12 protein-coding genes are annotated in these 10,334 nt (G+C 62.2%); 7 read left to right on the top strand and 5 right to left on the bottom strand.

What is annotated here, in order from left to right; translation table 11 throughout:
- Together RUW20_RS08535 and RUW20_RS08530 are read left to right on the top strand one after the other, a co-directional pair.
- On the top strand, positions 1-291 hold a 291-nt coding region (locus RUW20_RS08535; RefSeq protein ID WP_313951782.1), incomplete at its 5' end, for a copper resistance protein B.
- A gap of 65 nt (positions 292-356) precedes the next feature.
- Positions 357-836 carry a cupredoxin family protein gene (locus RUW20_RS08530; RefSeq protein WP_313951781.1) on the top strand — a complete coding sequence of 160 codons (480 nt, stop codon included), beginning with the start codon at positions 357-359 and terminating at the stop codon, positions 834-836.
- A gap of 386 nt (positions 837-1,222) precedes the next feature.
- Here the strand turns inward: RUW20_RS08530 and RUW20_RS08525 are convergent, their stop codons facing one another.
- The gene (locus RUW20_RS08525; protein ID WP_313951780.1) at positions 1,223-1,480 is read right to left on the bottom strand and encodes a hypothetical protein; all 258 of its coding nucleotides are present in this window, start codon (positions 1,478-1,480) and stop codon (positions 1,223-1,225) included.
- Between the two features lie 416 nt (positions 1,481-1,896).
- A complete protein-coding gene (locus RUW20_RS08520; protein ID WP_313951779.1) occupies positions 1,897-3,531 on the bottom strand; it encodes an ATP-binding domain-containing protein in 1,635 nt (544 codons plus the stop codon).
- A gap of 414 nt (positions 3,532-3,945) precedes the next feature.
- Here RUW20_RS08520 and rpsF point away from each other — a divergent pair, with 414 nt between their 5' ends.
- The 5 genes from rpsF to dnaB all read left to right on the top strand — a co-directional run bounded on the left by rpsF (position 3,946) and on the right by dnaB (position 6,994).
- Positions 3,946-4,332 (top strand): 30S ribosomal protein S6, encoded by a 387-nt coding sequence (rpsF, locus tag RUW20_RS08515; RefSeq protein WP_313951784.1) that lies wholly within the window; start codon positions 3,946-3,948, stop codon positions 4,330-4,332.
- Positions 4,329-4,679, top strand: coding sequence for a primosomal replication protein N (priB, locus tag RUW20_RS08510; RefSeq protein WP_313951783.1), 351 nt, complete (start codon positions 4,329-4,331; stop codon positions 4,677-4,679). Before rpsF ends, priB begins: the two co-directional genes overlap by 4 nt.
- A complete protein-coding gene (gene rpsR / locus RUW20_RS08505) occupies positions 4,651-4,926 on the top strand; it encodes a 30S ribosomal protein S18 (RefSeq protein ID WP_300337879.1) in 276 nt (91 codons plus the stop codon). The genes priB and rpsR overlap by 29 nt, the downstream gene beginning before the upstream one ends.
- 14 nt (positions 4,927-4,940) lie before the next feature.
- Positions 4,941-5,399, top strand: coding sequence for a 50S ribosomal protein L9 (rplI, locus tag RUW20_RS08500; protein ID WP_313951778.1), 459 nt, complete (start codon positions 4,941-4,943; stop codon positions 5,397-5,399).
- 143 nt (positions 5,400-5,542) lie between these two features.
- Positions 5,543-6,994, top strand: coding sequence for a replicative DNA helicase (dnaB, locus tag RUW20_RS08495; RefSeq protein WP_313951777.1), 1,452 nt, complete (start codon positions 5,543-5,545; stop codon positions 6,992-6,994).
- 26 nt (positions 6,995-7,020) lie between these two features.
- Here the strand turns inward: dnaB and RUW20_RS08490 are convergent, their stop codons facing one another.
- The 3 genes from RUW20_RS08490 to RUW20_RS08480 form a co-directional block, all read right to left on the bottom strand.
- Positions 7,021-8,238, bottom strand: coding sequence for a transglutaminase-like domain-containing protein (locus RUW20_RS08490; RefSeq protein WP_313951776.1), 1,218 nt, complete (start codon positions 8,236-8,238; stop codon positions 7,021-7,023).
- A gap of 96 nt (positions 8,239-8,334) precedes the next feature.
- Entirely contained in the window at positions 8,335-9,762 is a 1,428-nt protein-coding gene (locus tag RUW20_RS08485) for a PhoH family protein (protein WP_313951775.1), read from the bottom strand.
- 43 nt (positions 9,763-9,805) lie between these two features.
- On the bottom strand, positions 9,806-10,261 hold the full coding sequence (locus RUW20_RS08480) for a peroxiredoxin (RefSeq protein WP_313951774.1): 456 nt from the start codon (positions 10,259-10,261) through the stop codon (positions 9,806-9,808).
- Between the last annotated feature and the right edge of the window lie 73 nt (positions 10,262-10,334).

The following is a 10,334-nucleotide window of genomic DNA, read 5'->3' as shown; positions in this document are numbered from 1 at the left end:
GCACTGCGCCTGAGCGCCGAGTACGAGCTGCTGCTCACGCAACGCCTGGTCCTTCAGCCGCGCCTTGAAATCAACGCTTACGGCAAGGATGATGCCGCCCGCGGTATTGGCAGCGGCCTCTCCGACGCCGTCGCCGGCGTCCGTCTGCGCTATGACATCTCCCGCCAGTTCGCGCCTTACGTCGGCGTCGAATGGGTCGGCAAGTTTGGCCAGACGGCCGACCTGGCCAAGGCCGAGGGCGCACCAACAAGCGACACCCTGTGGGTTGCCGACGTTCGTTTCTGGTTCTGAGCACCTCTCGTCATACCATTCCGCAGCACAGCCATCGACGACAACCACGAAAGACACCGCTGACCATGAAAAAACCAATCGCCCTTCTTCTGATGAGCCTTGCGCCGGCTTTGGCGCTGGCGGCCGGCGACCACCAGGGCGGTCATGCGATGCACGGCGACCCGCAGGCGAGTGCGGTCGGCCAAGCCGGGAAAGCAGCCGACGTGACGCGCACCGTCGAAGTGAGCATGGACGACTCGATGCGCTTCGTTCCCGACAAGGTCACCGTCAAGGCCGGCGAAACTGTTCGCTTCTTCTTGAAAAATGTCGGCAAGGTGCCGCATGAAATGGTCATCGGATCGATGGCCGAGCTCAAGGAGCACGCCGAAATGATGCGCAAGTTCCCGACCATGGAACACGAAGAACCGAACATGATCACCCTCAAGCCGCGCCAGCGAGGCGGCCTGATCTGGAAATTCGACCAGCCGGGCAGCGTCGATTTTGCCTGCCTCGTTCCGGGGCACATGGAAGCAGGGATGATCGGCAAGGTGACGGTGAGCAAGTGACGTTGGGCAGGCTGCTTCGCTTGCGCCAGCTGTCCAGCGCTTGATCTGGCGCGTCAGTTCGATACAGCACGCGAGGGGTGCCGTCGCCGGCTGAAGCGCATTGACCACAGCCGTCGCCGGTAGAGAGCTCGGGCAATGGTTGCGCGTGGATTGTTCGCTTGCTGACGAGTTCGCCAGCAAAGCAATTTTTCGCCACTCAAGGTCTCCGACGAGCAGCTTGAGCGACTGGGCTTGCGCGCCGAGCGTTATTTCGGCGATGACCGCGCTCACCCGTCCGCGCGAGTTGACCGGCAAGCAAGCGAGAGGGAGCGGCGTCGCTCGTGCTTATCGGAGGTCTCTCGCGATCGGCCGAGCAGCCAACGGCAATCGCCGCTACTCCATCGGCACTACTTCATGCTCTCCAGCCAGTGCACCAGGACCTGGTCGAAGGTATCGACCCGGATCAGCCCCAGTCCGTAGAGCAGTACGAAGGTCACGATTGGGGGATGCATCTCTGCGGCCGTAGTCCGGCTGGTGGTGATCTCGATCATCTGGTTCAGGGCCGGCAGGAGCAGCATGTTGGCGGCGGGCGGCGCCTCGTTGATGCCGGCGGCGGCGACTGCCTGGCGCCAGATTTCTCCCTGCAGCTTGTTTGAACGAGCCAATTCCGCCCAGGCTGCCTGGATGTCGGGCAGCTTCCGCTAGACCTGCAGCCGGGGACCGACGTAGCGTCGGAACAGATCGCGCAGCGCCGGCAGTGCGCCGGGAGGCAAGAGGTCGAGCAGTGCCACCATGTCGACGAACCCGGATAGCGTGATGAGCGAAGCGAAGGCTGTGTCGCTCGTGGAGCTTCGCTGTTGGCCGGTAATTCCGCGCCATTGCCGTTGAAAATCGGCGCCCCTGTATAGCGCAATCCGTGGCGGCCGGGACGAGTGCGAGGCGATGCTCGAGCTGCTGGCCGAAGGCTGCGATCGCTCGCCACTTGAGCTGTCGCCCGGCTTCGCCGAAGAGCCGATTTGTCGGGCTGGTGCGGGGGGACGCGGACCGGCAGGCTCTACGAGTCACTCCGAGCAACAACACTTCAGCCCAGGCGTTCGAGCAGCCTGGCGGCTGACGTCTCGTGCAGGACGAGGATCAGCTTCATCGAGCTGCGCGTGGCGCCGACGAAGAGCTTGCGCACCGCCTTGTCGTCGAGTACCTCGAAATCGATCTCGGTGAGGATGATCGCGGGAGCGGCCTGGCCCTTGAAGCGGTAGACCGATTCGACCAGCACGTCGCCCTCGCTGTAGACCGGCTGCCCGAACAGATCGTAGTCGCCGGTGAAGTGGCGCAGGCTGGTCTGGCCGAGTTTGTCGAGCGCCAGCAGCTGCGACTGCTCGCGGCCGTGGTAGCTGACGATGGCCAGGTCGTGTTTCCTGAAGCCGGCCGAGTAGCACAGCCGGATGGCTTGCTTGACGCGGGCGAACATGCCCGGGGTGTCGGCGTATTCGAGGAACTCGATCTCGTCGGCGGCGATCGGCGAGGCGGCCTCGATATCGAGATCGTCGGGCAGCAGGCGACGCAGGAAGTCGACGATCGGCCGCGGGCTGCGGTAATTGCTCTTGGCATGCAGCGCGACCCAGCCGGGCAGAGGCGTCGGTGGTCGCCCGTAGAGATTCTGCAGCGGGTCTTCCAGCCACAGGAGGCGGGCATCGGCACGGGCGTGGCGGAAGATGGAGTCGCGCCATTTCTCGGAGATATCCTGGCCTTCGTCGACGATCACGGTATCGAACAGGAAGGTGGCGCTGACCGGCACTTCGGCGGCCCGCTTCTGCAGGCGCTCGAAGGCATCGGGCAGGGTGAAGTCCGGCGTCTCGCCGGCATGGCGCAGGCGCTGGTCGCAGAGCTGGTGGTAGGTGCAGGCCAGGCCGCCGGCCGGTGCGATGCGGTCGAAGTGATCGGCCAGCGGGCGGTTGAAGCAAACGTAGAGCGGGCGCTTGCCGGCGGCGAGCGTGGCGCGGTATTCGGCAAGCGCCAGCTGGGTTTTGCCCGAGCCGGCGGTGCCGGTGATGCGCAGGTGGAAGGGCTCGAACTCGAGCTGCCGTGCCCAGTGCGCGAGGCCGCCGGAGACCCGGGTGACCAGCTCGCGGGCGTGGCCCATCAGGGCGCTGACGTCGCTGTCGAGCTGGATCAGGTCGCGCAGGAAGGCGTGGATTTTCGGGGCGGCCGGTGCTGTCTCGCAGGCCGGCAGGAGGCGCGCGATGATCTGGCAGAGCTGGTCGCGGCGGTTGGCATCGACGATACGCTCGGCGACCAGGCCGGCGGTTTCCGGGGATCTGACCCTGTAGTCCGGGCAGTAGAGGAGGGCGTCGGTATGCACCGAGGGGATGTCGCCACGGAGCGCGAGTTTGCCGCGCAGCTTGCTGACCATGCGCGAGATCTGCACCGCTACGCTCTTTGACTTGCCCGGGTATTGCTTGACCAGCCCATCGGCCGTTTCGTCGAGGAAGCCGCTCTTCTGTTCGATGAGCAGCAGGTCGCCGGCGAGATTGACCACGGCGAAATCGATTTCCCCGTAGATGGCCTGGCGCCCGTCGATGCCGGTCCAGTGCACCGCGTGATAGACGCTGTAGTCGTCCGGCAGGCCCTCGGCGAGGACAGCCAGCGTTTCGATCTCGCGCTGCGCGGCGCCGGTGACGGAGAGTTCGCGCCAGCCGTCGGGAATGATGCGGGCCATGGGAATCCTGAGCGGGTCGGATGCCGACAAGCTTAGACTATTCCTCTGCAGGGTGCATTTCCCGGCGCCCTGGAGTGACATGCTGAAAGGCTTTGCACCCCGGCGGGCGTCTTTCGTTTCCAATCGGCGGGATAAACGAGACCCTCGCAGGGATCAGCGCCGCACCTGGGGGGTGCCTGCTGCTGAACAAGTGTCGGTCGTCGTCCCCGATGATTTCGACCCAGTTGTTGTTTTTGTCGACCGGCGAGTCAGGGCTGGGCTGGGGCTGGCCGGCTGCGCAGCATTTCGCGCCGAGTGAAATTCGCCCGAATGCGCCTCGATTTGCCTGCCGAGCCGGAAGGCCGCTATAATCGTGGGTTTTCCACCTTGCTCTACCGTTGGCATGGCGGGGGGCTCAAACCACAAGGAGTGTTCATGCGTCATTATGAAATTGTTTTGATCATCCATCCCGATCAGAGTGAGCAGGTTCCGGCGATGGTCGAGCGCTACAAGGCGCAGATCGTCGCGCGTGCCGGGCAGATCCACCGTCTCGAAGACTGGGGACGCCGCCAGCTCGCTTATCCGATCCAGAAACTGCACAAAGCACATTACCTGCTGCTGAACATCGAGTGCGATGGCGAGACGCTGACCGAACTCGAGCACGGCTTCAAGTTTACCGACGCCGTTCTGCGTCACCTGACGATCAAGACCAAGCGTGCGGTCAGTACGCCGTCGCCGATGATGAAGGACGACAAGTCGAAGTCCTTGCTGGAAGTCCGCGAGCCGGCGCCGGCGGAAGCTGCTGCCGAACCAGCCGCCTGATTGTTGACGAGGCTCTGCTGAACCGCGTTGAACTCACTGGAACCCTGATCGAGCGCAAAGCGCTGCGTTTTACGCCAGCCGGTGTGCCGGTAGCGGAATGTCTGATCGGGCATCAGTCGGAGCAGGTTGAAGCGGGTAGCCCACGACACGTCGAGTGTGAAATCCAGGCCATCGCCCTGGGGGCGACGGCACAGTGGCTGCAAGCGGCAACTCCTGGCGCAGCGCTTCATCTGACGGGCTTTCTTGCCGCGAGGAGCCGGAACAGCAAGCAACCAAGACTGCATGTAACTACGATCGAATTTGTCGAAGGAAAAGAAAATGGGAAGATTCTTCAAGAAGAAGGATGACAAGAATGTCAAGAAGCGCGGTAGTGGTCTGTTCAAGCGGCGCAAGTTCTGCCGCTTCACCGCCGAGAAGATGGAAGAGATCGACTACAAGGATGTCGACCTGTTCAAGGAGTACGTCGCCGAGAACGCCAAGATCATGCCGGCGCGTCTGACCGGCACCAAGGCCGGTTACCAGCGGATGCTGTCGGTGGCCATCAAGCGTGCCCGCTTCCTGGCGCTGCTGCCGTATACCGACAATCACCAGTAAGCGAGGACAACGAGATGCAAGTAATTCTGATGGAAAAGGTCGGCACCCTCGGCGGCCTCGGTGATCTGGTCAATGTCAAGAATGGCTATGCCCGCAACTTTCTGATCCCCAAGGGTAAAGCCACGCGGGCAACGCCGAAGGCCATGAAGGAGTTCGAAGCGAAGCGCGCCGAACTCGAGCGTGCCGCGGCCGAGAAACTGGCTGCCGCGCAGGCGTATGCCGAGAAATTCGAAGGTGTGATCGTCAAGATCGCCCGCAAGGCCGGTGTCGACGGACGTCTGTTCGGTTCGGTGAGCAACTTCGATGTTGCCGATGGCTTGCGTGTCCTCGGTTTCGAGGTCGAGAAGTCCGACATACGCATGGCTGCGGGCCCGTTGAAGATGATCGGCGAGAGCCAGTTGGAAGTCTCGTTGCACAGCGACGTCCTGGCAACGATCACGGTCGTTGTTGTCGCCGAACAGTTCAAGCTGTAGGCCGTTGATTCGGCGCCATCTTCTGGTGCCAGGGAAAAAGCCTTGCCCCGAGGGCAAGGCTTTTTTTTGTCTCGGTGCCGGAAAAGACCTCGGCAGGGTAGACTCGCTGCTTTGCTCGTCCCGTTTCTCTTAGCTGATCCGCCATGCCCAAGTCGTTCGATTCAAATTCATTCGCCTCCGACGGTACGCAACGCGCGAACAGTCGCGGCGCACGGCCGCAACGCGGCCCACAGGCGGATCCAACCCTCTCAGCGCTACGCGTACCGCCGCACTCGATAGAGGCCGAACAGTCGGTGCTCGGCGGCTTGCTGCTCGACAACGCCGCTTTCGACAAGATCGCCGACCTGATGGCCGAGGGCGACTTCTATCGCGACGAGCACAAGCGCATCTACCGCCAGATTCGCAAGCTCCTCGAACGCGGCAAACCGGCCGATGCGGTGACGGTAGCCGAAAGCCTCGAGCAGGCGGGTGAGGGCAACGATACCGGTGGTCTGGCCTACCTTGGCGAACTGGCGGCAAACACGCCGTCGGCGGCAAACATCCGGCGCTATGCGGAGATCGTCCGTGAGCGGGCGATTCTGCGGCAGCTGGTGACGGCAGGTGACGAGATCGCCGGTAGCGCGCTCAATCCGCTTGGGCGCGAACCGAAAACCTTGCTCGATGAAGCCGAGGCGAAGGTCTTCGCGATTGCCGAAGGCGGTTTTCGCCACCAGAGCGGCTTCCAGCACATCAACCCGCTACTGACGCAGGTGGTCGAGCGCATTCAGGAACTGCACGATCGCGACAACCCTTCGGACATCACCGGCGTGCCCACCGGTTATCATGATCTGGACGGCAAGACTTCGGGTCTGCAGGCCGGTGATCTGCTGATCGTTGCCGGCCGACCGTCGATGGGCAAGACTTCCTTTGCGCTGAACATCGCCGAACACGTGGCGATCGAAGTCGGGCTGCCGGTGGCCGTATTCTCGATGGAAATGGGCGGCACGCAACTGGCCATGCGCATGCTGTCGTCGGTCGGTCGGCTGGACGCCCATCGCGTCCGTACCGGTCGCCTCAACGACGACGAGTGGTCGCGCCTGTCTTTTGCCCTGGGCAAGATGCACGAAGCTCCGATTTATATCGATGAGACGCCGGCGCTCAACCCGATCGATCTGCGGGCTCGGGCACGTCGTCTCCACCGTCAGTGCGGCAAACTCGGGCTGATCGTCATAGACTATCTGCAGTTGATGTCCGCCACCAGCCACGGCGAGAATCGGGCGACCGAAATTTCCGAGATTTCACGCTCGCTGAAGGGTCTGGCCAAGGAGCTCGGGGTACCCGTGATGGCGCTGTCGCAGCTCAACCGCTCGCTGGAACAACGGCCGAACAAGCGCCCGGTGATGTCCGACCTGCGCGAATCCGGGGCCATCGAACAGGATGCCGACATCATCATGTTCATCTATCGCGACGAGGTCTATAACCAGGACACGGCCGAGAAGGGCGTTGCCGAGATCATCATTGGCAAGCAGCGCAACGGGCCGATCGGTACGGTGCGTCTGACTTTTCTCGGCGAGTACACGCGCTTCGAGAATTTCGCTACACCGGGTTCGTACTGATCGCCGGCAGGCTGACGCGGTGCGCTTCAGCCGTCGACGACTCGGCTGGCGTTAACCGTGTAGTGGAAGCGGCTGCTATCCGAGCTGTTGAAAAGCTCCGCGGCTACCTCGGCCTGCGGCTGGACCAGGAACGGTAGCACCTGGCCGTTGGCGCCGCGCAGCCTGACATCCTGAGCCGTATTGAAAGCGACCCAGTTCATCTCCCAGAAACCAAACAGCAGCTTCTGCAGCACGACCAGTCGGGGGTCGTTGCTGCTCAGATGTTCTTCGTCGATGGCCTTGCGTACATCTGCCGGATTGACCGGAATCCAGCCGTAGCCCGGCGTGTAGAACTCGGCACGGCATTGCTGTGCGGTGCTCAGGTTGCCCGTGGCGCCGAGACCGGCGAGCAGGCGTGAGCTATCGATGCGTTGGCCGAAAATTGGACGCGCCGGAATGCCGATCGAGCGGCACAAACCGACAAACAAGAGCGTGATGTCGGCACTTCTTCCGCTCAAATGGCCGCTGTCGAGCATGGCCTCGACATCGCCTCTGCCGATACCGCTGCCCGATGGATTAAATGAGGTGTTCTCCACCACCCAGTCGTAAATGGCCTTGCCCCGGGCCACCGGATCCTTGATCCGACCGACCGCTCGCTCCGCGGTATGTCGCACCAGGCCATCGGTCGGGACCAGGTTGGTGGAGTGCAGGTAGCGGCGAAGCACGTCGCTGCGTTCCGTGGCCACGCCGCGCTTGGTAATGTCGAAATGGCGGTCCCGCTTGGCGATCTGGCTGCTGATCTGCAACTGCGGCGCGTCGCCCCCCTCGTTCCAGTCGGCGTAAAACACGGCCAGATCCGCGACCGGGTCGCGGTAGATGCCGGCTTTGACAAAATTACCCTGCCAGCTATGGCCCAGGGAACGCTGCCAAGGGGTGTCCATGTGCTGCGCCAACGGTAGCCACACGCGCACCTTGCCGTTGACATTGTCGAGCGTGATGGTCGAACTGACCTCATAGGTTCGCCATTGCGGTAACGGTTCGTCCGGCAGACCGGTGGCGTCGCGCTGTTCGACTTCTTCCGGTGCCGGTGTGGCAGGTTTTTCGACAACAGGCGTCGCAGGTTTCCCGCTGGTTTTGCTGGTTCTCCTGGGTGCCGGTTTAGCATGCGGGCGAGCGCTTGCTTTCTTCTTGTTTACGGCGCGCGCCGATGATGGCGCCAGTAGTGCGAGGACCGCCGAAGCAGCAAGGAAATCGCGTCGTTTCAATCGACTCTCCGGTAAGCGCAGGATCCTTGTCGCACGGACCGCTGGCCAAAAACGACCGAGCCGTGTCATGGACACGGCTCGTTAACGTCCGGAAAATTATAGCACCTCGGCGGCGTGGTCCGCGAGGCGGGAGCGTTCGCCGCGTTGCAGGGTGATGTGCCCCGCGTGCTGCCATCCCTTGAAACGATCGACGACGTAGGCCAGGCCCGAGCTGCCTTCGGTGAGATAGGGGGTGTCGATCTGGGCAATGTTCCCGAGGCAGATCACCTTGGTGGTGGGGCCAGCGCGGGTAATCAGCGTCTTCATCTGCTTGGGCGTCAGGTTCTGCGCTTCGTCGATGATCAGAAACTTGTTGAGAAAAGTGCGGCCGCGCATGAAGTTGAGCGATTTGATCTTGATCCGGTTGCGAATCAGGTCGTGAGTGGCCGCACGCCCCCAGTCGCCGGCATCCTCGTCGCTCTTGTTGAGGACTTCGAGGTTGTCTTCGAGGGCGCCCATCCACGGTCCCATCTTTTCTTCTTCGGTCCCGGGCAGAAAACCGATGTCCTCACCCACCGGCACGGTGACGCGAGTCATGATGATTTCGCTGTAGCGCCTGGTTTCGAGCACCTGCGTGAGTCCCGCAGCCAGCGCGAGCAGTGTCTTGCCGGTACCGGCCTGGCCGAGCAGGGTGACGAAATCGATCTCCGGATTCATCAGCAGATTGAGGGCGAAGTTCTGTTCGCGGTTGCGGGCGGCGATTCCCCAGACGCTGTTCCTGGCATGCGTGTAGTCGGTCAGGGTCTCGATCTCGGCCATTGTCGCCGACACCTCGCGGACGATGGCATGGAGGGGTTTTTCGCCTTCCTGGATGAGGAACTGGTTGGCCAGCAATTGCGCGCAGAGTGGCCCTTTGAAGCGATACATCGTGCGACCGTCCTGCTTCCAGGACTCCATACCCTGACCATATTCGTCCCAGAACTCGGGGGTCAGTTCGCGCATGCCGCTGTACAGGAGATCGGTGTCTTCCAGCACCTTGTCGTTGAAGTAGTCCTGTGCCTGCAGCCCGAGTATCCGAGCCTTGATGCGCATGTTGATGTCTTTGGACACCAGGATCACCGAACGCTCGGGATAGCGGCGTTGCAGGTGGATGACCACCGCCATGATCTGGTTGTCAGCCTTCGCGGTTGGCAATCCTGCCGGGAGTTCGCTGGCGATCGCTTCGGTCTGCAGGAAAAGACGACCACTGGCCAGTTTGCGCGAAGGTTCGTAGAGCGCGATGCCCTGTTCGATCCCCTCATTTGCGCTGGTGACGATCTCGTCGAGCGTGCGCGTCACCTGGCGGGCGTTGCGGGCGATTTCCGATAGGCCCTTCTTGTGGTCGTCGAGTTCTTCCAGGGTCATGATCGGCAGGAAGACATCGTGCTCTTCGAAGCGGTAGACACTGGTCGGATCGTGCATCAGGACATTGGTGTCAAGGACGAAGAGCTTGCACGCTGTGGCGGCAGCGTCGTTGTTGGCGCCGATTGGGGATTGATGGGCCATGCGAGTGTTTTCCGGGTGAGAGTTTGTCGGCCAGGGAAGACGATCAGAGCTTTGCGACGAAATCCAGTACTTCCTGCGCATGGCCGGCCACCTTCAAACCACGCCATTCGCGCCGCAGCACCCCCTGGCCGTCGATGACAAAGGTGCTACGTTCGATGCCGCGAACCTGTTTTCCGTACATCGTTTTCATCTTGATCACCGAGAAGCGGGCGCACAGCGATTCATCGGCGTCGGAGAGCAGATCGAAGGGCAGGTCCTGTTTGGCCTTGAAGTTCTCGTGCGACCTGATGCTGTCACGTGAGACGCCGAGCACGATTGCTCCAGCCTTGACGAACAGCGGGTGAAGGTTGCGGAATTCCTGTGCCTCGGTGGTGCAACCCGGTGTGCTGTCCTTGGGGTAGAAATAGAGGACGACAGGGCTGCCCTGGCAGGCCGATAGGGTGAAGCTGCGGCCGCCGGTGGCCGGCAGGCTGAAGTCGGCTACGGGCTGGTCGATCATTGGGCTGGCTTTCAGGGAAGGGAAGCCGGATTGTTGTAAGAAACCGGATCATCGGTCAAGGCGCTTGACTCAG

This window comes from Accumulibacter sp. (assembly GCF_032229525.1).
Taxonomy (GTDB): Bacteria; Pseudomonadota; Gammaproteobacteria; order Burkholderiales; family Rhodocyclaceae; genus Accumulibacter.
Note: the sequence above shows the minus strand (reverse complement) of the source record. Positions and strands in the feature narration are given on the sequence as shown.

Coding starts and splice junctions, on each gene's coding strand:
- RUW20_RS08485 (WP_313951775.1), bottom strand. CDS start 9,762: ATGGCCCATCAATCCCCAATCGGCGCCAACAACGACGCTGCCGCCACA.
- RUW20_RS08530 (WP_313951781.1), top strand. CDS start 357: ATGAAAAAACCAATCGCCCTTCTTCTGATGAGCCTTGCGCCGGCTTTG.
- dnaB (WP_313951777.1), top strand. CDS start 5,543: ATGCCCAAGTCGTTCGATTCAAATTCATTCGCCTCCGACGGTACGCAA.
- rplI (WP_313951778.1), top strand. CDS start 4,941: ATGCAAGTAATTCTGATGGAAAAGGTCGGCACCCTCGGCGGCCTCGGT.
- RUW20_RS08480 (WP_313951774.1), bottom strand. CDS start 10,261: ATGATCGACCAGCCCGTAGCCGACTTCAGCCTGCCGGCCACCGGCGGC.
- RUW20_RS08520 (WP_313951779.1), bottom strand. CDS start 3,531: ATGGCCCGCATCATTCCCGACGGCTGGCGCGAACTCTCCGTCACCGGC.
- rpsR (WP_300337879.1), top strand. CDS start 4,651: ATGGGAAGATTCTTCAAGAAGAAGGATGACAAGAATGTCAAGAAGCGC.
- rpsF (WP_313951784.1), top strand. CDS start 3,946: ATGCGTCATTATGAAATTGTTTTGATCATCCATCCCGATCAGAGTGAG.